We start from the raw sequence: 23,927 nt of genomic DNA, 5'->3' as shown, positions 1-23,927 counted from the left end.
GCCCTCGGCGACGTCCCGGCGAGGGTCAGTCGGCCGGCGGGTGCCAGGTGATGCCGCGCAGCAGCTGGTCGGCGCCGAGCCAGGCCACGTTCATCATCCGGGTGGCGGTCTTCTCCGGGTCCGCCTCCGGGTGGTCGGCCAGCCAGTCCGCCAGCGACTCGGTCGCGCCGACCAGGGCGTACGCGACGACTTCCAGATCGGTGGCGCCGACCTCGCGCCCGTTGGCGCGGAGCGCGTGGTCGAACATCCCGGCGACCACCTCGACCAGCCGGCCGCGCATGGTGGCCAGCTCGGCGGCGAACGGCTGCTCGCCGCGGGCCTGCCGGTAGAGCACCGCCCAGCCGTCCCGGTGCGCCCCGACGAAGCCGAAGAAGGCGCGCAACCCGCGCCAGAGCCGCTCGTCGGCGGGCAGGTCGGGGGCGGCCGCCCCGGCGATGGCCTCCATCATCCGGGTGCCCTCGCGGTGCAGGCAGGCGACGAAGACCTCCTCCTTCGTGCCGAGGTACGCGTAGACCATCGGCTTGGAGATGCCCGCGTCGTCGGCGATCTCGTCCATGCTGGCCGCGTGGAAGCCCCGGCGGGAGAAGACCTTGACCGCCGCGTCGAGCATCTGCTGCTCGCGCACGGCGCGGGGGAGGCGCTTGAACATCGGTGTGCTGGACACCCTTGCGAGCATACCTACTCGTGCGTAAGGTTACGCCAGAGTAACCAAAGTCGGCTCGCCCGAGAGGTGCATCCCCCATGAGTGACTTCGACCCGGCCAACTTCGCGAACGTCGGCCCGAAGGAGTTCGCGCAGCTGGTCAAGTCCACCCCCGACGACAAGCTCGCCGAGATCATGTCCGGCGACCTGCGCGGCAAGATCCTCAGCGAGGTCTTCAACCGGATGCCGACGCTGTTCCGGGCCGACCGGGCCGGTTCCACCAACGCGGTCATCCACTGGAACATCACCGGTCGCCCCGACGGTGGCACCGACACCTACGAGATCGTCATCGAGAACGGCACCTGCACCGTCTCGGAGACCCCGACCCGGGACCCGAAGCTCAGCCTCACCATGGGCCCGGTCGAGTTCCTGAAGATCGTCTCCGGTGGCGGCAACCCGGTCATGATGTTCATGACCGGCAAGCTGAAGGCCAAGGGCGACCTGGGCCTCGCCGCCAACATCGCCAACCTGTTCGACATCCCCAAGGCCTGACATGGCCGAGTTCTCGCTCGACCTGAACGAGGAACAGCGGGACCTTCGCGACTGGGTGCACGGCTTCGCCTCCGAGGTCGTGCGCCCGGCCGCGGCCGAGTGGGACGCCCGGGAGGAGACTCCCTGGCCGATCATCCAGGAGGCGGCGAAGGTCGGCCTCTACGGCTTCGAGTTCCTCGCCACCTGCTGGGCCGACCCCACCGGACTCTCCCTGCCGATCGCCAGCGAGGAGCTGTTCTGGGGTGACGCCGGGATCGGCCTGAGCATCTTCGGCACCTCGCTGGCCGTCGCCGCCATCTACGGCGCCGGCACCCCCGACCAGCTCGTCGAGTGGGTGCCGCAGTGCTTCGGCGACGTCGACCAGCCCGCCGTCGCGGCGTTCTGCACCACCGAGCCGGAGGCCGGCTCGGACGTCGGGTCGATGCGCACCCGGGCCGTCTACGACGCGGCCACCGACGAGTGGGTGCTGAACGGGCAGAAGGCGTACGCCACCAACGGCGGCATCGCCGGGGTGCACGTGGTCACCGCCTCGGTCGAGCCCGAACTGGGCTCGCGGGGGCAGGCGGCGTTCGTCGTGCCGCCGGGCACGCCGGGGCTCAACGCCACCCGCAAGCTGCGCAAGCTCGGGCTGCGCGCCTCGCACACCGCCGACGTCTTCCTCGACGACGTACGGGTGCCGGGGCGCTGCCTGCTCGGCGGCCGGGAGGCGCTCGACGAGCGGCTGGCCCGGGCCCGCACCGGCCAGCGCGCCTCCGGCCAGGCCGCGATGCGCACGTTCGAACTGTCCCGCCCGACCGTCGGTGCGCAGGCGCTCGGCGTGGCCCGCGCGGCGTACGAGTACGCCCTCGACTACGCCAAGGAACGGGTCCAGTTCGGCCGCCCGATCATCGAGAACCAGGCGGTCGCGTTCGCCCTCGCCGACATGAAGATGGAGATCGACGCCGCCCGCCTGCTGGTCTGGCGGGCCTCCTGGATGGGTCGCAACAACCGGCCGTTCACCGCGGGCGAGGGCTCGATGTCCAAGCTCAAGGCCGGCGAGGTGGCCGTCTCGGTCACCGACCGGGCGGTCCAGCTCCTCGGCGGCGCCGGCTTCCTGCGCGACCACCCGGTCGAGCGCTGGTACCGGGACGCCAAGATCTACACCATTTTCGAGGGCACTTCCGAGATCCAGCGGCTGGTCATCTCCCGGGCCATCTCGGGCATGCAGATCCGCTGATCGCCGGCGGACCCCGACCCGACCCGCGACGGCACCGCCGTGCCGGGCGGTGACCCCGTCGCGGGTCGGGCCGCCGGTCCCTGTTCAAGGTGTCCGCAGGCTGGGCAACTGATCACGTGGGCGGGGCCGCGCGCCGCCCCGGGTGCATGATCGGGAGAACTCGAACGCGAAGGAGGTTGCGGCTTGGACCTGCCGTTCATCGTCGCCACGCTGACCCGACGCGGACTGCTCAACCCGGGCCGCCCGATCCGGGTGGCCTCCCAACTCAACGCGCTGCGCCGGTGGGGCTGGAGCCTCGCCGGGGAGCTGCGCCAGGCCGCCGCCCGCGACCCGGGGCGGACCGCCGTCGCCGACGAGCACGGCGTCGCGCTGACGTACCAGGAGCTGCTGGACCGGTCGGAACGGCTGGCCCGGTCGATGCGGGCCGGGCTCGGCGTGCAGGCCGGCGACCGGGTGGGTCTGCTCTGCCGCAACCATCACGGCCTGATCGAGGCGATCGTCGCCGCAATGCTGCTCGGCGCGGACGCCGTGCTGGTCAACACGGGTCTCTCCGCGGCGCAACTGGCCACCGTGACCGAGGAGCAGGGCCTGCGCGTGCTGGTGCACGACGCCGAGTTCGCCGAGCGGATCCTCGGCCTCCCCGCCGATCTGCACCGGGTCGACGAGCGCCGCCAGGAGGAGCTGATCGCCGGCGCCCTGCCCGGAGACCAGCTCCAGCCGCCGGAGCGGGACGGCCGGACCATCGTGCTCACCTCCGGCACCACCGGCGCGCCCAAGGGCGCCCGCCGGCCCACGCCGCACGGCTTCGGCCCGCTGGTGTCCATCATCGACCGGATCCCGATGCACGCCCGGGACACCGTGCTGATCGCCGCGCCGATCTTCCACACCTGGGGGTACGCCGCCCTGCAGGTGTCGTTCGCGCTGCGCGCCACGATCGTGCTGCACCGGCGGTTCGACCCGGCCGCCACGCTGGCCGCCCTGGCCGCGCAGCCCTGCGACGCACTCTTCGCCGTACCGGTGATGCTGCAACGGCTGATGGAGGTGCCGCCGCCCGAGGCCCGGCCGCCGCTCAAGGTGGTCGCGGTCAGCGGCTCCGCGCTCCCCGGCGGCCTGGCCACCGCCTTCATGGACCGCTACGGCGACGTCCTCTACAACCTCTACGGCTCGACCGAGGTCTCCTGGGCTTCCATCGCCGGGCCGGACGAGCTACGCGCGGCCCCCACCACGGCCGGCCGCCCGCCGCACGGCACCCGACTGGAGATCGTGGACGACGCCGGCGAGCCCGTCCCGAACGGCCGGGTCGGCCGGATCTTCGTGGGCAACGAGATGCTCTTCGAGGGCTACACCTCGGGCACCGGCCGGGAGAGCCGCGACGGCCTGCTGGACACCGGCGACCTGGGCCGACTGAGCCCGGACGGCCTGCTCTTCGTCGACGGGCGGGCCGACGACATGATCGTCTCCGGCGGGGAGAACGTCTTCCCGTCCGAGGTGGAGGACCTCATCGCCCGGCTGCCACAGGTCCGCGAGGTCGCGGTGATCGGCGTGCCGGACACGGAGTACGGCCAGCGGCTGGCCGCGTTCCTGGCCCTGCACCCCGGCGAGACGCTCGACCCCGAGGCAGTCCGCGAGTACGTCCGGCACTACCTGGCCCGCTTCTCCGTGCCCCGGGACGTGGTGTTCGTGAAGTACCTGCCGCGCAACGCCACCGGCAAGGTGCTCAGCCGCGAACTGCGCCGCTACTACGGCTGACCCGGTCCGGGCCGGGGCGGGGGCCGCGCACCCACCCCGGACACCTCACGGATAGAGGGTCAGCCCCGGCGACCGGGCCAACTCGTCGAGTTGGTCCAGGGTGAGCAGCGGCGCGGACGCCGTGATGGTGCTGCCGTCCGGGCCGGCGCGGAAGTTGTTCGTGATGCCGAACACCGAGGTGCCGTCCGGGCGCAGCACCAGCACCGTCAGCTGCTGCCGGCCAGGCCCCGCCGGTTGCGTGCTCCGCACCGTCGCCGTGCCGTCCGGGTGGCGCACCACCGTGCAGTCCTGCGGGTTCCCCGCGTGGGCGCAGTCCGGTCGCGCCTCGTCCCGAGCCGTCGGCCGGATCTGGAGCAGGAACAGCCCCGACTCTCGGCCCTGCCGCAACCATCCGCCCGCCTGGTACTCCCGGTAACTCGGGTGGTACTGGAACTGCGGCTCGGTGCAGCCGGGCTGCGCCGACTCGACCCGCAGGTCGGCGGGAAGCCGGATCCGCAGCACCTCCCGCAGCGCTCCGGTCAGCCGGACGACCCCGGCCGCGGGCGCCTCGACGGGCCGGGTGCGGACCGTGCCGTACGACTGCAGCGGCGGCTGCGGACCGCTCGGCTTCGGACTCACGCCGGCGCAGAGGCTGACGTCGGGCGACGGAAGAGTGCTCGGTAGGCCGGTCGGCCCCAGCGCCGACCCCGGGGCGGCCCCACCGGCCACCAGGGCCGGACCCGCCACCACCGCGGCCACCGCCGCGGCCACCCCTGTGCCGCTCCACACCCAGGCCCGCTGCCGACGACGGCGCCCCTCGGCGCGGATCAGCCCGTCGACGTCGATCCGGCTCGGTGGCGGGTCGGCCACCGCCGCACGCATTTCACTGCCGATCTCATCCATGGTCGTCCGCCTCCCGCGGAGTGATCTGCGCGGTGACCAGGCGGCCCCGAAGCGCCTCGATGGCCCGCGCGGTCTGACTCTTCACCGTTCCGACGCTGCACCCCAGCTCGTGCGCGGTCTCCTCGACGGAAAGATCGCAGAAGTAGCGCAGCACGAGCACCGCCCGACGGCGCGGGGGCAGTTCGGCGAGGAGAGCGAGAACGGTGACCCGGTCGGCCGTCCCGTCGGTCACCGCACGCACCGCACGGTCGGGTATCCCGGCCCAGGCGGCCTCCCGCCGCCACGGCCGCCGCCGTTCGTCCAGCCAGGTCCGCAGCAACGTCCGCCGGACGTACGCGTCGGGGCTGTCCATCGCGGACACCCGCCGCCAGTGCCGCAACAGCTTCACCAGCGTCGTCGACACCAGGTCGTCGGCGGTGTGCCAGTCGTCACACAGCAGGTACGCCGTACGGCGCAGCGGATCCAGGCGTGCCGCGACGTACTCGCGATAACCCTCGATGTCGGCCGGCAATCCCGCCACCTCCTCGCCTCACGACTCAAACGGAGGCGCGGAGGTGCGGGGTTGCCCGGTCAGCCGGGAATTGTGATCCGGCCCTCGACCGCCGGCGCGGCGATGTCGGAGCGGTGGTGCGAGCCCGCCAGCTCGATGCCGCGTACCAGCTCGTAGGCGGCGTCCCGGGCGGCGGCAAGGTCAGGGCCGGTGGCCGTACCGCAGAGGACCCGGCCCCCGGCGGAGCGCAGCGTGCCGTCGGCGTCCCGGCGGGTGCCGGCGTGGATGACCCCGGCACGGTCCGCGCCGGTGATCACGTCACCGGTACGCGGCGCCGCCGGATAGCCCTCGGCCGCCACCACGACGGTGACCGCCGCGCCGTCACGCCAGCGCAGCGGCGGGTGCGCGGCCAGCGTGCCGGTGGCGGCGGCGTGCAGCAGCCCGGCCAGCGGCGTCTCCAGCAGGGCGAGCACCACCTGCGTCTCCGGGTCGCCGAAGCGGGCGTTGAACTCGATCACGCGCGGGCCGGCGGCGGTGATCGCCAGCCCCACGTAGAGCAGCCCGGCGAACGGGGCGCCCCGGCGGCGCAGCTCCGCCAGCGTCGGGTGCACCACGTCGCGCATCACCTCATCGACCAGGCCGGGCGGGGCCCAGGGCAGCGGCGCGTACGCGCCCATGCCGCCCGTGTTCGGCCCGGTGTCGCCGTCGCCGGCCCGCTTGAAGTCCTGGGCGGGCAGCAGCGGCACGGCCGCCTCGCCGTCGGTGACCACGAAGAGGGAGACCTCGGGACCGGACAGGTACTCCTCGATCACCACCCGGCCGCACTCCGCGGCGTGCCGCTCGGCAGCGGCCCGGTCATCGGTCACCACCACGCCCTTGCCGGCGGCCAACCCGTCGTTCTTTACCACGTACGGCGCACCGAACTCGTCCAGCGCCGTTCCGACGCCGGCCGCGTCCGTGCAGGTGTAGGCCCGGGCGGTCGGAACGCCGGCGGCGGTCATCACGTCCTTGGCGAACGTCTTCGAGCCCTCCAGCCGGGCCGCCTCGGCCGACGGGCCGAACGCCGCGATGCCCTTGGCGCGCACCGCGTCGGCGACCCCGGCGACGAGCGGCGCCTCCGGACCGACCACCACCAGATCCGCCGCCACCTCGACGGCCAGCGCCGCCACGGCCGCCGGGTCGGTGGCGTTCACCTCCCGCAACTCGGCCACCGCCGCGATCCCCGGATTGCCCGGAGCCGCCACCAGCGCCTCGACGGAGGGATCGGCAACCAGCCCGAGGGCGAGCGCATGCTCCCGCCCCCCACCACCCACAAGAAGAACCCGCACGACGGCATCCTACTGACCACCCCACCCCACCCCGTCGATCATGAGGTTGGCGGCAGGATATGAGATCGACATCGCCGCGAACCTCATGATCGACGCGAGGCCCGGGCGGTGAGGGCGCGGCGGACGGTTACCGGGATGTAGTTGGGGTTCAGGGTGTCGGGCCAGGTGAAGCGGAGGACGGTCCAGCCGGCGTTGGTCAGGCGGTTCTGGCGCCGGCGGTCGTCGAAGAGGGCGTTCGGCACCGCGTGCGGGGCCCGGCCGTCCGCCTCGGCGATGACCCGCGCGGCGCGCCAGCCCAGGTCCCCGATGCCGAGCAGATAGCCGTCGGAATCCCGCACCTCGAGCTGGAGGGCATCCGGACGGACGCCGCCGTCGACGCAGCGGAGCCGGGTGCGCGTCTCGAGCGGGGACTGCGCCAGCCCGTTCGCCTCCGCCAGGTAGCCGCGGGCGGCCACGGCACCTCGCCGCCCTCTGATGAGCGCCGGGACGGAGAGCAGGTCGTCCTCGCTGATCACCTGGCGGTTCAGCGCCGAGTCGAGCAACGCCACCGCCGGATAGCGGCGCTCCCTGAGGATGAGGTCCGCGACGGTCCGCACCGCGGTGGTCACCGGGACACCCTCGATCACCGTCACCGCGTCGGCGGGGTGTTCGAGCTGATGCAGCACGACAGCCGGCTCCTTGACGCGGGCCGGTCGGGCCGCGCGGCCCGGTAGGGCCACGTGGATCGCGCCCGTCCTCGAGAATCCGCCGATCCCGTGCAGCTCAGCCGCCGTCGCGAGCACGGCATGGGCGTGGGGACCCACTGACAGCACCGCGGCCCTGATCCGGCTGAGCCGTCGAGCACCACCCGCCGAGGGCGGCTCGACGAGGTAGGCGGCGCGGGCCAGTCGCTGCCACCGACCGAACGCCACGAGGTTGTCGATCTCGTGCCGGCTGAATCCGACGCACAGAGCCTGTTGCCGGGTGACGATGCCGCCCTGACGCCCGGCAACCCGCCTGACCACCTGCCCACGATCCACCCACCAAGGCTCCCCGCCCCACAGAAGCCCCGAAACCCCCTGTGGAAAACCGGGCCCCCCTGTGGACAACCACGTGCCCATTGGTGGTTGATCATGAAGTTAGCGGCGATGTTGATCTATAAATCTGCCGCCAACTTCATGATCAACGAGGCAAAGGGGCCCGGTTAGGGGAGGAGGGGGTGGCGGATTACGTTTTCTTCGCGGCCGGGGCCTACGCCGACGATGCTGACCTTGGTGCCGCAGAGTTCTTCGATGCGGGCGATGTAGCGTCTCGCGTTTTCCGGGAGGTCGGCCTCGGTTCTGGCCTTGGTGATGTCTTCCCACCAGCCGTCGAGCTCTTCGTAGATCGGGGTGGCGTGGTGGAAGTCGGTCTGCGTCATCGGCATGTCGTCGAAGCGCTCGCCGTTGATCTCGTAGCCGACGCAGATCGGCACCTTGGCCATGCCGGTCAGCACGTCCAGCTTGGTGATGACCAGGTCGGTGACACCGTTGAGGCGGCAGGCGTACCGGGCCACGACGGCGTCGAACCAGCCGGTGCGGCGCTCGCGGCCGGTGGTCGTGCCGTACTCGTGGCCGATCTTGCGCAGGTGCTGGCCGTTGTCGTCGAACAGTTCGGTCGGGAACGGGCCGGAACCCACCCGGGTGGTGTACGCCTTGCTCACCGCGATGACCTTGGTGATGGCGGTCGGCGGGATGCCCGCGCCCACGCACGCCCCGCCCGCCGTCGGGTTCGACGAGGTGACGAAGGGGTAGGTGCCGTGGTCCATGTCGAGCATGGTGGCCTGGGCGCCCTCCAGCAGCACGGTCTCGCCGCGGTCCAGCGCGTCCCAGAGCATCACCCGGGTCTCGGCGATGTACGGCCGCAGCCGCTCGGCGTACCGCAGGTATTCCTCGACGGTCTCGTCGACGTCGATCGCCTTGCGGTTGTAGACCTTGAACAGCACCTGGTTCTTCTCGCGGAGCGCCAGCTCCAGCTTCTTGCGCAGGATGCCGGGGTCCAGCAGGTCCTGGAGGCGGATGCCCATCCGGGCGACCTTGTCGCCGTAGGCGGGGCCGATGCCCCGGCCGGTGGTGCCGATCCGCGAGCTGCCCAGGTAGCGCTCGACCACCCGGTCCAGCGCCCGGTGGTGCGGCATGATGAGGTGCGCGTCACCCGAGATCCGCAGCCGGGAGACGTCCACGCCCCGCTCGGCGAGACCGTCGATCTCCTCCAGCAGCACCTTCGGGTCGACCACCACGCCGTTGCCGATGACGATCATCGCGTTCGGCGACAGCGCGCCGGACGGCATGAGGTGCAGCGCGTACTTCTGGCCGTCCGGGGTGATCACCGTGTGGCCGGCGTTGTTGCCGCCGGAGTAGCGCACGACGTAGTCGACCCGCTCACCCAGCAGGTCGGTAACCTTGCCCTTGCCCTCGTCGCCCCACTGAGCGCCGATGAGCACGATCGCTGGCATCTTCTCCGCCTCCAGAAGGCTCGGGTGCCAGGTGGCGACCGGTCGGCGAGCCCGGGGTGTCAGGCTAACAAGTAGTGACGGCGGGACCGGCAGGGGTTCGTCGAGAAGCAGGAGGCTCCTTCGTGTACGACGTGGTGCTGCTCACCCTCGGCTCGGAGCGGGACGCTCCCGGCGGGGGCTGCGGCAGCGGTGGGGCCTGCTGCGGTGGCGCGTCGGAGGCGGCCGGCGAGCGGGCCGAGGAGCGCTGCGAGACGCCGCGCGTACCGGTGCTGGCCTGCGCGGACGCGCTGACCGCCCGGGGTGCCCGGGTGGAGACGGTGACCGCCCGCTCGGACGCGGAGATCGACGAGGTGCTCGCCCGCCTCGACGGCCCGCCCCGCGCCGACGACCTCACCTGGCCGGACCCCGATTCGAAGACCCGGCTGGTCGTGGCCACGGCCAGTGACGGACAGTTGCGCGCCGTGCTGCGCCGGCTGGTCCGGCGGTACGCTCCGCCGCCCAGCCGCCGCCCCGCCGACCTGCCCGGCAACCGGACCGTGCCCGACCTGCCCCCGGTCGGCGTGCTCCCGCTCGACCCGGCCCGGTCCGGGACGGCGCGGGACCTGGCCGCCCAGCTCGGCCTGCCCCGCGATCCGGCGGCGGTCGCCGCCGCGGTGCTGGACGGCACCGCCCGCCGGCTCGACCTGCTGCGCAACGACGGCGGCTCGGTGACCCTCGACGGCGCGCTGCTCGGTGCGGCGGACGACGCGGGCCGGCCGCTGCACTGGCGGGCCCGGGTCGAGGTCGACGGCATCCTGCTGAGCACCGGCGAGGAGCCGATCATGGCGTGTGCGATCGGCAACGCCGGCGGGTACGCGCGCCTGGAAGACGTAGTGCTGCTGGCCGACCCGGACCCGTCCGACGGCCGGGTCGAGGTGGCCGTCGCCGTGCCCGTGGTCACCCGCTCCGCGTTGGGCAGGAAGCGGGTGCGCCTGGAGGTGCGCCGGGCCCGGGGCCGGGCGGCGGCGGTCGTACCCCGCGACGAGAAGGTGCCCTTCCTCGACGACGGCGTCGAGGGTGAGCTGAGCCGGAAGCGGTCCTGGTGGACCGAGCCGGGCGCCTGGGCGGTCTGGACGGCCTGACCTCCGTCGATCCCCGCTCGGGCCACCCGGCTGACCGGACGGCCTATCCTCGGGCGGGAGGAATGGGGAGGAACCGTGGTGCACGAGAACGCCGACCGGGCCCACGTGCCAGGTCAACCGCAGGTGCCGGAGCGGGACATCGAACCGCTCTGGCCGCCCGAGCAGACCGACCCGGCCGTCACTGCTCCGCCCTGGGCGGCCCCGGCCCAGCCGAACTCGGCGGCCTGGCCCGTCCCGCCCGCCGACGCCGCACCGGCGACCCCGTGGCCGCAGCCGCCCGCTCCCGACGAGGCGCGGGCGGGCGACGGCGTGCCCCCGGCCCGCGCGGCGCAGCCCCCGGTCGACCTGGACCTGCCGTTCACCCTCGACCAACCGGCACCCGCCCCTGCAACAGCAACCACCGGCGGCCCCGACGGCGAAGTTCACATCCGGACGACGACCACGCCCGGAGCGAGCGCCCCCCGACCGGCGACAACCGCAGGCCCGGACGAGACGGTCGGCACCCCGACGACGACCGCGCCCGGAGCGACCGCTCCCCCACCGGCGAAGACCTCCGATTCGGCGGACGGAATCGGGGCGGAGGCCGCGACGGCCGGCGGCGCGGCGGGAAGCCCCGGCGACCGTGGGATCGGCACGCCGCCGAACGGCCGGCCGGAATCCCCCTGGGCCCAGCCTCCGCAGCGCGCGACCGCCGACACCGCCACGCCAGCACCGCATGCCGAACCGGTCCCGCCTTCACCCCAGGCCGGCGCGATGAACCCGCCCCAGGCGACCACCACCGGCGCGGTGAACCCACCCCAGCCGCCCACCACCGGCCCGACGCAGGCCGCCCCGGACCCGACCCCGCCCGCCGCCGGCCCGACCGCTCCCGGACCTGCGGTGCCCTTGGCCGAAGCCGCCCCGCTGGCGCAGGTCGGTCTCTACGGCGGTCCCGAGAACCCGGCCGAGGCCGCCGGCGGATCGCCCGAGGCCGCGGCGCCGCGGCTCGGCCCGTTCCCGCCCTCACCCGGCGTCCCGCACCCGCAGCCCTACGGCGACGGGACGGCGTACCCGCCGGGACCGGTCGGCTACGGGCAACCGGCGCCGCAGGCCGGGGCGCCGGGGTGGTACCCGCCGGCCTGGCCGCAGCAGGCCGGCCCGCCCCCGCAGCCGGGCTCAGCACCGCAGCCGCCCGCACCACACCCGCAGCCCGGGCCGCACCAGCAGCCCGGGCCGCAGCAGCCGGGTCCGGCCGCCTACCCGGAGCAGGTCTGGACGCCGGCGAGCGGCGCCCCGCCGACGGCGGAGGACTTCGCCCGGCGGCGGCAGGCCCGGCCGGTCGACCCGGTGGCCACCATGGGCGTCCGGGCGGTGGTCAACAAGATCGGGCTGGTCCGGCTCCCGCCGGGGCGGCAGGAGCAGGAGATGCGGCGCGACATCGAGATGGTCCGCCGCAACTTCGGCGGGCTGCGCCAGGTGACCGTGGTCAACCCGAAGGGCGGCGCCGGCAAGACGGTCGCCATCCTGCTGCTCGCCATGACCTTCGGCCAGAAGCGCGGCGGGTACGTGCTGGCCTGGGACAACAACGAGACCCAGGGCACCCTCGGGATGCGGGCCCAGCAGGACTTCCACTCCCGCACGGTCCGGGACATGCTGCGCGACCTGGCCCAGTTCCAGGGGCCGCACGGGCGGGTCGGTGACCTGTCGCAGTACGTCCGCTCGCAGGGCGAGGGGATGTTCGACGTGCTCGCCTCGGACGAGTCGGCGACCGGCGGCGAGATGCTCACCGCCGCCGCGTTCGCCGAGATCCGCGAGGTGGTCAGCCGCTTCTACAAGCTGATCTTCGTGGACACCGGGAACAACGTCCGGGCGCAGAACTGGCAGGCCGCCATGGACGCCACCGACCAGTTGGTGGTCACCATGTCGGCGCGGAACGACTCGGCCGAGACCGCCGCCCGGATGCTCGACCACCTGGAGCAGAGCGGCCGGCAGCGGCTGGTCCGGCAGGCGGTGACGGTGGTGTCGATGCCGCCGTCCCGCAAGGAGATCGACCTGCCGGCCATCCAGGAGCACTTCGCCGCGCGGACCCGGGCGGTGCTGCTGGCGCCGTACGAGCGGCTCATCGACACCGGCGAGCCGATCCGGTACGGCCAACTCTCCTCGGCCACCCGGGACGCCTGGCTCAAGATCGCGGCGGCGGTGGCGGAAGGGCTGTGAACAGCGCGACGGCCGGCCCGAACATCGTGGTCGAACCGGCCGTCGACACGGGTCAGTGGCTGGCCAGGGCGTCCCCGGCGGCCGGGTCGCAGTCGCGGAGGAACTGGGCGCAGCGCGCCGCCTCGTCCGCCTCGCCGATCTCGCCGGCCGCCCGGGAGAGCACGTAGAGGCAGCGGAGGAAGCCCCGGTTGGGCTCGTGCGACCAGGGCACCGGGCCGTGGCCCTTCCAGCCGCTGCGGCGGAGCTGGTCGAGGCCCCGGTGGTAGCCGGTGCGGGCGTACGCGTACGCCGGGATGACCTGGCCCGCGGCGAGCGCCCGGGTGGCCAGCGCCGCCCAGCCCGCGCTGTAGGTCGGGAAGCGGGCCGCGACCTCGGCGTACGCGTCGTCGGTGTCCTGCTCGGCGGCGGCCGCCAAGGCGGCGTCGGCCTCCTCGTGCGCGGGCAGGAGGGTGGCCGGTGGCTCAGGCAACAGGTTCTGCATCGCCCCATTCAACCCGCTTCGCCCGGGGGTATGCGAGGGGGTCCGGCCAGCCGGTCGGCTGAACGGCTGAGGCTTTCGTCACGCCTGCGGCGTCCCGCCCACGTACCCGCGGCCCATGCCGCGGCGTGGCTTTTTCCACTACAACTACAGATCCGGAGCCTCCCCAGGACCCGGTTACGCAGGAGCCCGGCGGCCTGGCCGCCGGGCTCCTGTCCGTGCCGCCCGCGTTTGCCGGCTTGCCGCCGCGGGGCAGGATGATCCGGTGCCGACCCCACCACCCGCGGACGTCATCGAGCCGCACGACACCAGCATCGACGAGATCGAGACCCGGACCGAGTTCGACCGGCGGCTGGCCGAGGGGAGCCTCGCCGGGCTGACCGTGCAGGGCCTCCGCCTCGACCTGGACCCGGTCCCCGACCTGCGCGGCGTCGAGGTCGCCGGCACCCTCTTCGTGGGCTGCCGGTTCGCCGACCGCGAGGTCGGCGCGGACCTGGTCCGGCGGGGCGCCAACGTCGTCCCGCCGTTCTCCGGGCTGCCCTACCCGACCCAGCCGGCCCACCTCTACACCGCCGACGACCTGGCCGCCGGCTTCGCCGAGGGTGGCTTCGCCGGGATGTACGACACCCGGGTGTACGCGCACTTCCGGGCGCACGGCGGCGCCCTGCCCGACGTACGGGAGGCGCTCGGCCAGCGGTTGCACGACCACGGCGTGGACAACGCCCTGGCGGACGCCACCCGGGCCTGGCTGGCGGTGCACGGGCCGCAGTCCGTGGTGGGCGTGATGGGCGGGCACGCGGTGCCGCGCGGCAGTGCCGCGTACCGGATGGCGGCGGTGCTGGGCTGGGAGCTGGCGCGGGCCGACCGGCTCGTGGTGACCGGCGGCGGTCCCGGCGTCATGGAGGCGGCCAACCTGGGCGCGTTCCTCGCGGCCTGGCCGACGGAGGAGCTGACCGCGGCGATCGACCTGCTGGCCACCGCGCCCGACTTCACCGACCACGACCGCTACACCGACGCGGCGCTGCGGGTCCGGGCCCGGTACGCGGCCGGCCCGACCCTGCCCACCCCCCGCCCGGCGGCGGCCGGCACCGAGTGGGCCCGCTCGGGCGGGCTGGCCATCCCCACCTGGCTGTACGGCCACGAGCCGGCGAACCTGTTCGCCGGGCGGATCGCCAAGTACTTCTCCAACGCCATCCGGGAGGACACCATCCTGCGGCTGGCCCGGGGCGGGATCGTCTTCGCGCCCGGCCGCGCCGGCACGGTGCAGGAGGTGTTCCAGGCGGCCACGAAGACCTACTACGGCACCGACGGGGCGAGCGGCGCGTACGTCTTCCTGGACCGGACCTACTGGACCACCGAGCTGCCGGTGGAGGCGCTGCTGCGGCCGCTCTTCGCGGCCTCCCCGTTCGGCGACCTGTCGGCCACGGTGCACCTGACCGACGACGTCCGCGAGGCGGTCCGGGTGCTCACCGCCGTCTGAGACGCGCGGAGGCCGGCACCCGATCGGGTGCCGGCCTCCGGCTCACGCGGTGGTCACTTCATGGTGGTGCCGGTGGAGCGCAGGTGCTCGCAGGCCTCCACGACGCGGGCGGCCATGCCGGCCTCGGCGGCCTTGCCCCAGACCCGCGGGTCGTACATCTTCTTGTTGCCGACCTCGCCGTCGACCTTCAGCACGCCGTCGTAGTTGCGGAACATGTGGTCCGCGACCGGCCGGGTGAAGGTGTACTGGGTGTCGGTGTCGATGTTCATCTTCACCACGCCGTAGTCCAGCGCCTCGCGGATCTCCGAGAGCAGCGAGCCGGAACCGCCGTGGAACACCAGGCTGAGCGGCTTCTCCTTGCCGTACTTGGCGCCGACCGCCACCTGGATGTGGTGGAGCACCTCCGGGCGGAGCTTGACGTTGCCCGGCTTGTAGACGCCGTGCACGTTGCCGAAGGTCAGCGCCGCCATGTAGCGGCCCTTCTCACCGAGGCCGAGCGCGTCGACCATGGCCAGACCGTCCTCGACGGTGGTGTAGAGCTTCTCGTTGATGGCGTTCTCGACGCCATCCTCCTCGCCGCCGACGACGCCGACCTCGATCTCCAGGACGATCTTGCCCTTGGCGGCCTCGGTGAGCAGCTGCTCGGCGATCTCCAGGTTCTCCGCCACCGGCACGGCCGAGCCGTCCCACATGTGCGACTGGAAGAGCGGCTCCTGGCCGTTCTTCACCCGCTCCTGCGAGATGGCCATCAGCGGCCGGACGAACTTGTCCAGCTTGTCCTTCGGGCAGTGGTCGGTGTGCAGCGCGATGTTCACCGGGTACTTCTTGGCCACCTCGTGCGCGTACGCCGCGAAGGCCACCGCGCCGGTCACCATGTCCTTCACGGACGGGCCGGACAGGTACTCCGCGCCGCCGGTGGAGACCTGGATGATGCCGTCGCTCTCCGCGTCGGCGAAACCCTTGAGCGCCGCGTTCAGCGTCTGGGAGGAGGTCACGTTGATGGCGGGGTACGCGTACCGGCCGGCCTTGGCCCGGTCCAGCATCTCCGCGTAGGCCTCGGGGGAAGCGATGGGCATGTCGAAACGCTCCTTACTTACCGCTCTCGGCCGTGCAGGCCGCTCTCTTCCTTGGGTGCGCCGGACCGCGCTGTCCACCGCGGGAAGTATCCCGTAGGAGCGCGCGACGGGCACAACCGACCCGGGAACCGCTCACCGCTCCTCCAGGCTGTCCGGCAGAACGACGCTGATCAGCCAGCTCGCCACCGCCATCACGATGGCGCCCCAGAACGCGGCCCAGAAGCCGTCCACGTGGAACGGCAGATCCAGCCCGCGGGCGATCCAGTCGGTGAGCAGGAACAGCAGGGCATTCACCACGAGCGCGAACAGACCGAGCGTGAGCAGGTAGAACACGCAGCCGAACACCTTGATGACCGGCTTCAGCACGGCGTTGACCACGCCGAAGATGAGCGCCACCAGGACCAGGGTGAGCACCGTGTTGAGCCCGTTGCGGCCGGTCACCTCCACCCCGGGCACGATGAGCGTGGTGATCCACAGTGCGATCGCGGTGATCGCCAGCCGGATCAGGAACCCCACGTCACCATCCTGGCACCGGGTGCCCGGCCCGGAGGGACAATCGCCGACTCCGCCGTTCCACCCGCTGCCGAGCGGGGACCCGGGCCAGCCCGTACGGTGTGGTGGGAACTGTCCGCACCGAGATCCAGGGAGGGAAGATGGGTCAGCCCGACGAGGACTTCGCCCCGAGCGACCACCTCGCTCCGGAGGAGCGGGACCTGGAGGCGGAGCCGGCCGACGCGGTCGAGCAGGCTGCGGCGGTCACCCCCGACGACGCCGACGGCGAGCCGCAGCGGGGGCTGGAGGTCGGCGACTGGGACGCCATGGAGCAGGCCCGGGTGGTCACCGCCGACGAGGACGACTACCGCTGAGCCACGCGGGCGGGGCCGGCGCGGCCCCGCCCGCGTCAGCGCAGGCCGGTGACCTGCTTCGGGTGGGCCGCCGCCCACTCGCCGAGCCGGTCGGCGCGCAGCGCGTCGAGGAAACCCGGGGCCAGGGCGGGGTCGAGCCGGAACCCGTACGGCAGTTCCTCCGCCTCCCCGTGGCGGACCGGCAGGCCGACCGCGACCGGCTCGGCGGCGGCCGCCTTCCCGGTCGCCGAGATCAGCGCCGGCAGGGACAGTTCCCCGGTGTCGGTCACCACGCCCGAGTCGACCTTCGTGATCAGCCGGTTGAGCAGCAGCGGATTGGTCAGCACCTCCTGCTCCTGGATTCGGTGGAGCAGTCCGGCCGCGTACCGGGCGGCGTTGCGGTCCCGGTCCAGGGCGCCGTCGGGCATGTTGAACCGCTGGCGGAGCACGTCCACCGCGGCGGCGCCGTCGAGCCGCTGGCACCCGGCCGGGTAGGTCCGGTGGGTGTGGTGGGAGCGGACCGTGGTCGGCAGGCAGACCGACACGCCGCCGACCGCGTCGGTGAGCTCGCGCGTAGCCCGGTAGGTGAGCACCGCGCCGGCGTCGATCCGTACGCCGGTGGTGTCGCTGACCACCTGCCTGGTCAGCGTGTAGCCACGGGCCAGGTCCGGACGCGGCTCACCGGCACCGACGAGAAAGGCCGCGTTGAGCTTGTCCCGGCCATGACCGGGGATGGACACCACCAGGTCACGAGGGAGCGAGACCAGGTAGAGCCGACTCCGATCCGCCGGGACGTGCACGATCAGCACGGAGTCGGCGAGTCGGTAGGGCCGATCCGCCGGCCCGTCCACCCCGAGGAGCAGCACGTTCAGCGCCCCGGCGGGCGTCGGCGAGGGCGTCGCCAGCAGGTTCGCGGTCTCCGGCGGGCGCGGCGCGATCGCGGTGAAGCCGGCCAGGGCGGCGGCGACCACCGCCATCGCCGTGCCGGCGAGCCGGAGCCGGAGACGGCGCCGCCGGCGGCGGACCACGGCCCGGTCGATGGCGGCCCGGACCGGGCCGACCGCCGGGGTCAACTCCTCGCGCCGGGCGAAGGCGGCCCGCAGGTCGTCCTCGATCATCAGCAGACCTCCACGTACTCGGCTCGGAGGGTGGCCAGGGCCCGGGAGATGCAGGAGCGGACGGTGCCGACGGCGCAGCCGAGGATCTCGGCGATCTCCGCGTCGGGCAGGTCCTCGTAGTAGCGCAGCACCAGCGTGGCCCGCTGCCGCCGGGGCAGCCGGGACAGCCACGACCAGACCTGGTCGCGGTCCACCGCGGACTGCGCGTGGTCGCTCGGCGCCGGCACCGCCTCGTCCGGTTCGCCGCGCAGCAGCACCCGGCGCGCCCAGGAGCCCCGCCGCCAGTCGATGAACTGGTTGGTGAGCATCCGGCGCACGTACCGCTCCGGCGCGTCGCTACGGGCGACCCGGCGCCAGTTGAGCTGGACCCGGACCATGGTCTCCTGCACCAGGTCCTGGGCCTGGTGCGGATCGCCGGTCAGCATGACCGCGTACCGCAGCAGGGCGCTCAGCCGCGCGTCCGCGAACTCCTCGTACGTCACTGCACCTCCCGGTGTCCCGCCCTGTTGACGGGCACGGGCCGGCGGAACATTGCACCGCGCTGATCAGCCGTTCGGTCAATATCTGCCGGTGATGGCGTCCCGGGATAGCGGAGCGACTTAAGGCTTCTTTAAGCTCCACGGGCTCCACCTGATCATTCACGGGAGGAACCCCCAACCATGCTTTCCCACTCCACTCGGCGCTGGCTCGCCGGGTTGGGCGTCGCAGGCGCGTTCGTCGCCGCCTCCGCCACCCCAGCCGCCGCCGCGGACGCGCCGTTCAAGGTCGTCGCACAGAACATGCTCGTCGCTCCGGGGCATGGCACCTTCGCGTACCTCTACGCCTACGCGACCGACGGGGAGCACCGGCACCAGTTCGGGCGCACCACCCTCGACATCGACTACTCCGGTATCTCCGACTTCGCCAACGTGGAGACGCCCGGTGAGGGCTGGGGCTGGGCGTGCGAGACCACCGGCCAGGCCGTGCACTGCGAGACGGAGTTCGGCGAGGACGACGAGCCCTGGCTCGGTCTCCAGGTGTTCGCCAAGGACGACGCCAAGCCGGGCCAGGACGGCCAGGTCACGTACTCGATCACGTCCGGCGGTCACACCGTCAAGGCGAGCTCCACCGTGACGATCGCCGAGGGCGTCGACCTGCAGACCGCACCGGAGCTGAGCGTCAGCGGCGCACCCGGCAGCCGGGTCGGCGCACCGGCCCTCGTCCGCAACGGCAGCGAGACGACCAGCCACGGCGCGGTGCTGCTGATGCAGAGCGACTACCTGTACAACTACGTCGGCGACTTCACGAACTGCGCACGGTCCGAGATGCTGGGCGTGGTCTGCACGTTCGACGAGGACCTCAAGCCCGGCGCGACCTACCGGCTCTCCGAGGACCTGCCGTTCGAGCTCCACAAGGACGCCCGGACGGGCGCCGAGCTGTTGTCGGCCAGCATGTGGTGGACCAAGGACGACTGGGATCTCTACAACAAGAACTGGCTGCAGGACATCGACCCCGACGCCAAGCCGGGCACCAAGGGGACCCTGCACCTCGTCGAGGCGGCCGGGGCGCAGTCGCTTACCCGGCAGACCGACCCGGACATGATGAACAACTACACCGACATCTCGGTGAAGGTGACGGGGAACAACCCCGCCGACCTCAGCGTGAAGGGCGCCACCGCCACCGGCGCCAAGGGCGACGTGGTCACCGTGCGGCCGAGCGTGACCAACCTGGGCCCGGCCCTGCTCGAGTACCAGGGCGGCCCGGTCTTCCGGGTCACGATCCCGGAGGGCACCACCGCCGTCGAGCCTTCCTGGGAGTGCCGGCCCTACACCTCCGAGGACGACTGGGAGCAGGGCAAGGGCGAGTGGGGCGAGCCGGGCGCGCGTGAGTACGGCTGCCAGATCACCGAGAGCCCCAAGGGCTTCGAGAACCCGTACGAGTTCAAGCTGCGGATCGACAAGGTCGTCCCGAACGCCTCCGGCGCTCTGGCCGTCCGGCTGAACAACGACCCGAACAGCAAGAACGACACCGCCGCGATCGTCATCAACCCGGTCGCCGGCGGCACGCCCGGCACCCCGGGCGACGGTGGCCAGGGTGGCGGTGACGGCGGCACGCTGCCGATCACCGGTTCCAACACCGCCCTGATCGCCGGCGTCGGCGCGCTCCTGCTCGCCGCCGGTGCGGCCGGCTACGTGGTGACCCGCCGCCGCAAGACCCGCTTCGTCGCCTGACGCGGCAGCAACACGAGGGGTGCCCCGCCGACCACCCGGTCGGCGGGGCACCGTCGTGTCCGGCGAAAACGGGACGACGCAAGATCGCCAGAGCTGCCACCATCGACGGGTGCTGCTGACCCTGACCACCACACACCGCCCCGCCACCGACCTCGGCCACCTCCTCGTCAAGCACCCGGACCGCGTGCAGAGCTTCGACCTGCCCGCCGGCACCGCGCACGTGCTCTACCCCGAGGCGGACGAGGCGCGGTGCACGGCGGCGCTGCTGGTCGAGGTCGACCCGCTCAAGCTGGGCGGCGGCCGGGGGCGCCGGCAGGCGACCACGCCGGACAGCTTCACCCTGGGGCAGTACGTCAACGACCGCCCGTACGCGGCGTCCAGCCTGCTCTCCTCGGCGCTGGCCAAGGTGTTCCGCTCGGCCCTGCGCGGCGAGTCCCGGGACCGGCCGGAGCTGGCCGCCACCGCCATCCCGCTGGAGGTGCGGGTGCCGGTGCTGCGCTGCCGGGGCGGCGCCGACCTGGCCGTGCGGGTCTTCGCCCCGCTCGGCTGGACGGTGACGGCCACTCCGATCCCGCTCGACGAGGCGTACCCGGAGTGGGGCGACAGCCGCCACGTCGACCTGACGGTGACCGGGACGCTGCGGCTCGCCGACGCGCTCAACCACCTCTACGTGCTGCTGCCCGTGCTGGACGACGCCAAGCACTACTGGGTGGCGCCGGACGAGGTGGACAAGCTGCTCCGGGCCGGTGCCGGCTGGCTGGCCGACCACCCGGAACGTGGCCTGATCACCCGCCGCTACCTGGCGCACCGGCGCGCCCTCGCCGGGGCGGCGCTGGCCCGCCTGGCCGAGCTGCGCCTCGCCGACGAGCCGCCCGCCGACGACAGCGTCGAGCCCGAGCAGCCCGCCGAGGCGCCCCGGGCCTCGCTGGCCGTACGCCGGCGCGAGGCGGTGCTGGCCGCGCTGCGCGACAGCGGGGCGTCCCGGGTGCTGGACCTGGGCTGCGGGGGCGGCGCGCTGCTCACCGCGCTGGTCGCCGACCGGCGGTTCACCGAGGTCGTCGGCACCGACGTGTCCGGGCAGGCGCTCACCCTGGCCGCCCGGCGGCTGCGGCTGGACCGGCTGCCGGAGCGGCAGCGGGACCGGATCCGGCTCTGGCAGTCGGCGCTGACCTACCGGGACGACCGGCTGCGCGGCTACGACGCGGCGGTGCTCATGGAGGTGGTCGAGCACCTCGACCCGCCGCGGCTGCCGGCGCTGGAGGACGCCGTGTTCGGCCACGCCCGGCCCGGCACGGTCGTGGTGACCACGCCGAACGTCGAGTACAACGTGCGCTACGAGGGGCTCGGGGCGGGCCGGTTCCGGCACGCCGACCACCGCTTCGAGTGGACCCGGGCCGAGTTCGCCGCCTGGGTCGACCGCGTGGCGGCGGCGCACGGCTACACGGCCACGATCGGCGGGATCGGCGACGACGACCCGGAGGTGGGCGCCCCGACCCAGCTCGCCGTCCTGACCAGCACGGAAACCAACACCCGGAAGGAGGAGACGACCCGATGATCACCCTGGACATTCCCGAACTCGCCCTGGTGGCGCTGGTCGGCGTCTCCGGCTCCGGCAAGTCGACGTTCGCCCGCCGGCACTTCCGGCCCAGCCAGGTGCTCTCCTCGGACACCTTCCGCGGGATGGTGGCCGACGACGAGAACGACCAGTCCGCCTCCGGCGACGCGTTCGACGCGCTGCACCACGTGGCCGGGATCCGGCTGCGCCGGGGCCGGCTCACCGTGGTCGACGCGACCAACCTCCAGCCGCACGCCCGGGCCGCGCTGATCAAGGTGGCCCGGGAGCACGACGTGCTGCCGGTGGCGGTCGTGCTGGACGTGCCGGAGGCGGTGGCCTGGGAGCGTACGCAGTCCCGGGCCGACCGGACGCACGGCCGGCAGGTGCTCGCCCGGATGCAGCGCGACCTGCGGCAGTCGTACGGGCGGCTGGCCCGGGAGGGCTTCCGCAAGGTGCACGTGCTGCGCGGCGTCGAGGAGATCGAGGCCGCCGAGATCCGCTACGAGCGGCTGTTCAACGACCGGCGCGAGCTGACCGGGCCGTTCGACGTCGTCGGCGACGTGCACGGCTGCCGCGAGGAGCTGGAGGCGCTGCTGCTCCGGCTGGGCTACGCACTGCGCCGCGACGACGCGGGCCGCCCGGTGGACGCGGTGCACCCGTCGGGGCGTACCGCGGTCTTCGTCGGTGACCTGGTGGACCGTGGCCCGGACTCCCCCGGGGTGCTGCGCCTGGTCATGGGCATGGTGGCGGCCGGCCACGCGATCTGCGTGCCGGGCAACCACGAGCAGAAGCTGCTGCGCAAGCTGCGCGGCCGGGACGTGCGGCTCACCCACGGCCTGGCCGAGACGATGGCCCAGCTGGAATCGGAGCCGGAGAGCTTCGTGGCGGAGACGGCGGCCTTCATCGACGGCCTGGTCAGCCACTACGTGCTGGACGGCGGTCGCCTCGTGGTGGCGCACGCCGGCCTCAAGGAGGCGTACCACGGGCGGGCGTCCGGCCGGGTGCGGTCGTTCGCGCTCTACGGCGAGACCACCGGCGAGACCGACGAGTACGGCCTGCCGGTGCGTTACCCGTGGGCACGCGACTACCGGGGTTCGGCCATGGTCGTCTACGGCCACACGCCGACCCCGGAGCCGGAGTGGGTGAACAACACCATCTGCCTGGACACCGGCTGCGTCTTCGGCGGGAAGCTCACCGCGCTGCGCTACCCGGAGAAGGAACTGGTCTCCGTCCCGGCGGTCAAGGAGTGGTACGCCCCGGCCCGCCCGCTGGTCGCCGCCGCGCCCGCCCGGCCGGACACCGTGCTCGACCTGACCGACGTGACCGGACGGCGGCACCTCACGCACGCGTACGGGACGCTGACCGTGCCGGCCGAGAACGCCGCCGCCGCGCTGGAGGTGATGAGCCGGTACGCGCTCGACCCGGACCGGCTGGTCTGGCTGCCGCCCACAATGGCGCCCTGCTCGACCTCGACCGTCGAGGGGTTCCTGGAGCACCCGGCGCAGGCGTTCGCCGACTACCGGGCGGCCGGCGTCGACCGGGTGGTCTGCGAGGAGAAGCACATGGGCTCGCGGGCCGTGGTGCTGGTGGAGCGGGAGCCGGGGCGGTTCGCCGGCGGGGCGGTGCACACCCGCACCGGCCGGCCGTTCTTCGGGCCGCCGCTGGACGGGGAGCTGCTGGCCCGGGTCCGCGCGGCGGTCACCGCTGCGGGCCTCTGGGCCGAGCTGGGCACCGACTGGCTGCTCCTCGACTGCGAGCTGCTGCCGTGGTCGGCGAAGGCCGGTGGGCTGATCCGCGAGCAGTACGCCGGGGTCGGCGCGGCCGGCCGGGCGGCCCTGCCGGCGGTGCTCGGCACGCTGGACGCCGCCGCCGGGCGGGGGCTGCCCGTGGGTGAGCTGCGCGGCCGAATGGCCGACCGGGCGGCCGAGGTCGAGGCGTACTCGGCGGCCTACCGGGCCTACGTCGGGCCGACCGACGGGCTGCGCGGGGTCACGCTGGCGCCGTTCGCCGTGCTGGCCGGGGCCGGGGCGAGCTACGCCGACCGCGACCACGGCTGGCACCTGGCGCTGGCCGACCGGCTCTGCGCCGCCGACCCGGAGTTCTTCACCCCGACCCGGCGGCAGGTCGTCGACCTGGCCGACGAGTCGGCCGTGGCGGCGGCGACCGACTGGTGGCTGTCGCTCACGGCGGCCGGCGGGGAGGGCATGGTGGTCAAGCCGTACGCCGGCCTGGCCGCCCGCTCGCCGAAGGGTTCGCTGCTCCAGCCGGGCATCAAGTGCCGGGGCCGCGAGTACCTGCGGATCATCTACGGTCCCGGGTACACCGGCGCGGGGCAGCTCGCCGCGCTGCGCAAGCGGTCGCTGGGGCGCAAGCGCGGGCTGGCCCTGCACGAGCACGCGCTGGGCCTGGCCGCCCTGGACGCGCTGGCCGAGGACGCCCCGCTCTGGCGCCGCCACGAGCTGGTCTTCGCCATCCTCGCCTGCGAGTCCGAGCCGGTCGACCCGCGGCTGTGACCC

21 protein-coding genes are annotated in these 23,927 nt (G+C 73.5%); 10 read left to right on the top strand and 11 right to left on the bottom strand.

Translation table 11 applies throughout. From position 1 onward, the window contains the following. Positions 1 to 25 precede the first annotated feature (25 nt). A complete protein-coding gene (locus tag ABZV78_RS00280; RefSeq protein WP_355634585.1) occupies positions 26 to 664 on the bottom strand; it encodes a TetR/AcrR family transcriptional regulator in 639 nt (212 codons plus the stop codon). A 77-nt stretch (positions 665 to 741) separates the two neighbouring features. Here ABZV78_RS00280 and ABZV78_RS00275 point away from each other — a divergent pair, with 77 nt between their 5' ends. The 3 genes from ABZV78_RS00275 to ABZV78_RS00265 all read left to right on the top strand — a co-directional run bounded on the left by ABZV78_RS00275 (position 742) and on the right by ABZV78_RS00265 (position 4,159). Continuing rightward, positions 742 to 1,194 carry an SCP2 sterol-binding domain-containing protein gene (locus ABZV78_RS00275; protein WP_355634584.1) on the top strand — a complete coding sequence of 151 codons (453 nt, stop codon included), beginning with the start codon at positions 742 to 744 and terminating at the stop codon, positions 1,192 to 1,194. Between the two features lies 1 nt (position 1,195). Continuing rightward, the gene (locus tag ABZV78_RS00270; protein WP_355634583.1) at positions 1,196 to 2,410 is read left to right on the top strand and encodes an acyl-CoA dehydrogenase family protein; all 1,215 of its coding nucleotides are present in this window, start codon (positions 1,196 to 1,198) and stop codon (positions 2,408 to 2,410) included. Between the two features lie 183 nt (positions 2,411 to 2,593). Further along, positions 2,594 to 4,159 (top strand): AMP-binding protein, encoded by a 1,566-nt coding sequence (locus ABZV78_RS00265; protein ID WP_355634582.1) that lies wholly within the window; start codon positions 2,594 to 2,596, stop codon positions 4,157 to 4,159. A gap of 45 nt (positions 4,160 to 4,204) precedes the next feature. Here ABZV78_RS00265 and ABZV78_RS00260 read toward each other — a convergent pair whose 3' ends face one another. From ABZV78_RS00260 to ABZV78_RS00240, 5 genes are all read right to left on the bottom strand, one after another. Then, positions 4,205 to 5,041, bottom strand: coding sequence for a hypothetical protein (locus ABZV78_RS00260; protein WP_355634581.1), 837 nt, complete (start codon positions 5,039 to 5,041; stop codon positions 4,205 to 4,207). Next, a complete protein-coding gene (locus ABZV78_RS00255) occupies positions 5,034 to 5,552 on the bottom strand; it encodes a SigE family RNA polymerase sigma factor (RefSeq protein ID WP_355634678.1) in 519 nt (172 codons plus the stop codon). The genes ABZV78_RS00260 and ABZV78_RS00255 overlap by 8 nt, the downstream gene beginning before the upstream one ends. Positions 5,553 to 5,611: 59 nt before the next feature. Further along, the gene (gene purD, locus ABZV78_RS00250; RefSeq protein ID WP_355634580.1) at positions 5,612 to 6,859 is read right to left on the bottom strand and encodes a phosphoribosylamine--glycine ligase; all 1,248 of its coding nucleotides are present in this window, start codon (positions 6,857 to 6,859) and stop codon (positions 5,612 to 5,614) included. An 83-nt stretch (positions 6,860 to 6,942) separates the two neighbouring features. Further along, positions 6,943 to 7,959 (bottom strand): type IV toxin-antitoxin system AbiEi family antitoxin domain-containing protein, encoded by a 1,017-nt coding sequence (locus ABZV78_RS00245; RefSeq protein ID WP_355634579.1) that lies wholly within the window; start codon positions 7,957 to 7,959, stop codon positions 6,943 to 6,945. An 83-nt stretch (positions 7,960 to 8,042) separates the two neighbouring features. After that, entirely contained in the window at positions 8,043 to 9,332 is a 1,290-nt protein-coding gene (locus ABZV78_RS00240) for an adenylosuccinate synthase (RefSeq protein ID WP_355634578.1), read from the bottom strand. A 122-nt stretch (positions 9,333 to 9,454) separates the two neighbouring features. Between ABZV78_RS00240 and ABZV78_RS00235 the strand changes: the two genes are divergently transcribed. Both ABZV78_RS00235 and ABZV78_RS00230 read left to right on the top strand, forming a co-directional pair. Then, positions 9,455 to 10,453, top strand: a complete 999-nt coding sequence (locus ABZV78_RS00235) for a diacylglycerol kinase family protein (protein WP_355634577.1) — start codon at positions 9,455 to 9,457, stop codon at positions 10,451 to 10,453. A gap of 75 nt (positions 10,454 to 10,528) precedes the next feature. Then, positions 10,529 to 12,649, top strand: a complete 2,121-nt coding sequence (locus ABZV78_RS00230) for a chromosome partitioning protein (protein WP_355634576.1) — start codon at positions 10,529 to 10,531, stop codon at positions 12,647 to 12,649. A gap of 52 nt (positions 12,650 to 12,701) precedes the next feature. Here the strand turns inward: ABZV78_RS00230 and ABZV78_RS00225 are convergent, their stop codons facing one another. After that, on the bottom strand, positions 12,702 to 13,130 hold the full coding sequence (locus tag ABZV78_RS00225) for a DUF3151 domain-containing protein (RefSeq protein ID WP_355634575.1): 429 nt from the start codon (positions 13,128 to 13,130) through the stop codon (positions 12,702 to 12,704). Positions 13,131 to 13,392: 262 nt separating this feature from the next. On the opposite strand from ABZV78_RS00225, the gene ABZV78_RS00220 reads away from it, so the two are divergent. Continuing rightward, positions 13,393 to 14,607, top strand: coding sequence for a hypothetical protein (locus tag ABZV78_RS00220; protein WP_355634574.1), 1,215 nt, complete (start codon positions 13,393 to 13,395; stop codon positions 14,605 to 14,607). A gap of 53 nt (positions 14,608 to 14,660) precedes the next feature. Here the strand turns inward: ABZV78_RS00220 and fbaA are convergent, their stop codons facing one another. Both fbaA and ABZV78_RS00210 read right to left on the bottom strand, forming a co-directional pair. Continuing rightward, entirely contained in the window at positions 14,661 to 15,683 is a 1,023-nt protein-coding gene (fbaA, locus tag ABZV78_RS00215; protein WP_107077057.1) for a class II fructose-bisphosphate aldolase, read from the bottom strand. A 132-nt stretch (positions 15,684 to 15,815) separates the two neighbouring features. Further along, the gene (locus ABZV78_RS00210; RefSeq protein WP_355634573.1) at positions 15,816 to 16,199 is read right to left on the bottom strand and encodes a phage holin family protein; all 384 of its coding nucleotides are present in this window, start codon (positions 16,197 to 16,199) and stop codon (positions 15,816 to 15,818) included. A gap of 137 nt (positions 16,200 to 16,336) precedes the next feature. On the opposite strand from ABZV78_RS00210, the gene ABZV78_RS00205 reads away from it, so the two are divergent. After that, positions 16,337 to 16,549 carry a hypothetical protein gene (locus tag ABZV78_RS00205; RefSeq protein WP_355634572.1) on the top strand — a complete coding sequence of 71 codons (213 nt, stop codon included), beginning with the start codon at positions 16,337 to 16,339 and terminating at the stop codon, positions 16,547 to 16,549. 35 nt (positions 16,550 to 16,584) lie between these two features. Here the strand turns inward: ABZV78_RS00205 and ABZV78_RS00200 are convergent, their stop codons facing one another. Both ABZV78_RS00200 and ABZV78_RS00195 read right to left on the bottom strand, forming a co-directional pair. After that, positions 16,585 to 17,646: an LCP family protein gene (locus ABZV78_RS00200; RefSeq protein ID WP_355634571.1), complete on the bottom strand. Its 1,062-nt coding sequence runs from the start codon at positions 17,644 to 17,646 to the stop codon at positions 16,585 to 16,587. After that, positions 17,646 to 18,128, bottom strand: coding sequence for a SigE family RNA polymerase sigma factor (locus tag ABZV78_RS00195; RefSeq protein WP_091315870.1), 483 nt, complete (start codon positions 18,126 to 18,128; stop codon positions 17,646 to 17,648). The genes ABZV78_RS00200 and ABZV78_RS00195 overlap by 1 nt, the downstream gene beginning before the upstream one ends. 177 nt (positions 18,129 to 18,305) lie before the next feature. On the opposite strand from ABZV78_RS00195, the gene ABZV78_RS00190 reads away from it, so the two are divergent. The 3 genes from ABZV78_RS00190 (at position 18,306) to ABZV78_RS00180 (ending at position 23,924) form a co-directional block, all read left to right on the top strand. Then, positions 18,306 to 19,856: an LPXTG cell wall anchor domain-containing protein gene (locus ABZV78_RS00190; protein ID WP_355634570.1), complete on the top strand. Its 1,551-nt coding sequence runs from the start codon at positions 18,306 to 18,308 to the stop codon at positions 19,854 to 19,856. Positions 19,857 to 19,965: 109 nt separating this feature from the next. Next, complete coding sequence (locus tag ABZV78_RS00185) at positions 19,966 to 21,411, top strand: 3' terminal RNA ribose 2'-O-methyltransferase Hen1 (protein WP_355634569.1); 1,446 nt, start codon at positions 19,966 to 19,968, stop codon at positions 21,409 to 21,411. Then, positions 21,408 to 23,924, top strand: coding sequence for a polynucleotide kinase-phosphatase (locus tag ABZV78_RS00180; protein ID WP_355634568.1), 2,517 nt, complete (start codon positions 21,408 to 21,410; stop codon positions 23,922 to 23,924). The genes ABZV78_RS00185 and ABZV78_RS00180 overlap by 4 nt, the downstream gene beginning before the upstream one ends. Positions 23,925 to 23,927 lie beyond the last annotated feature (3 nt).

The organism is Micromonospora sp. NPDC004540 (assembly GCF_040610095.1).
Classification (GTDB): domain Bacteria; phylum Actinomycetota; class Actinomycetes; order Mycobacteriales; family Micromonosporaceae; genus Micromonospora.
Note: the sequence above shows the minus strand (reverse complement) of the source record. Positions and strands in the feature narration are given on the sequence as shown.

Bases quoted from the DNA above. Each gene is read 5' to 3' on its own strand.
- ABZV78_RS00275 (WP_355634584.1), top strand. From the start codon at position 742: ATGAGTGACTTCGACCCGGCCAACTTCGCGAACGTCGGCCCGAAGGAG.
- ABZV78_RS00270 (WP_355634583.1), top strand. From the start codon at position 1,196: ATGGCCGAGTTCTCGCTCGACCTGAACGAGGAACAGCGGGACCTTCGC.
- ABZV78_RS00260 (WP_355634581.1), bottom strand. From the start codon at position 5,041: ATGGATGAGATCGGCAGTGAAATGCGTGCGGCGGTGGCCGACCCGCCA.
- ABZV78_RS00245 (WP_355634579.1), bottom strand. From the start codon at position 7,959: ATGGGCACGTGGTTGTCCACAGGGGGGCCCGGTTTTCCACAGGGGGTT.
- ABZV78_RS00240 (WP_355634578.1), bottom strand. From the start codon at position 9,332: ATGCCAGCGATCGTGCTCATCGGCGCTCAGTGGGGCGACGAGGGCAAG.
- ABZV78_RS00225 (WP_355634575.1), bottom strand. From the start codon at position 13,130: ATGCAGAACCTGTTGCCTGAGCCACCGGCCACCCTCCTGCCCGCGCAC.
- fbaA (WP_107077057.1), bottom strand. From the start codon at position 15,683: ATGCCCATCGCTTCCCCCGAGGCCTACGCGGAGATGCTGGACCGGGCC.
- ABZV78_RS00205 (WP_355634572.1), top strand. From the start codon at position 16,337: ATGGGTCAGCCCGACGAGGACTTCGCCCCGAGCGACCACCTCGCTCCG.
- ABZV78_RS00200 (WP_355634571.1), bottom strand. From the start codon at position 17,646: ATGATCGAGGACGACCTGCGGGCCGCCTTCGCCCGGCGCGAGGAGTTG.
- ABZV78_RS00190 (WP_355634570.1), top strand. From the start codon at position 18,306: ATGCTTTCCCACTCCACTCGGCGCTGGCTCGCCGGGTTGGGCGTCGCA.
- ABZV78_RS00180 (WP_355634568.1), top strand. From the start codon at position 21,408: ATGATCACCCTGGACATTCCCGAACTCGCCCTGGTGGCGCTGGTCGGC.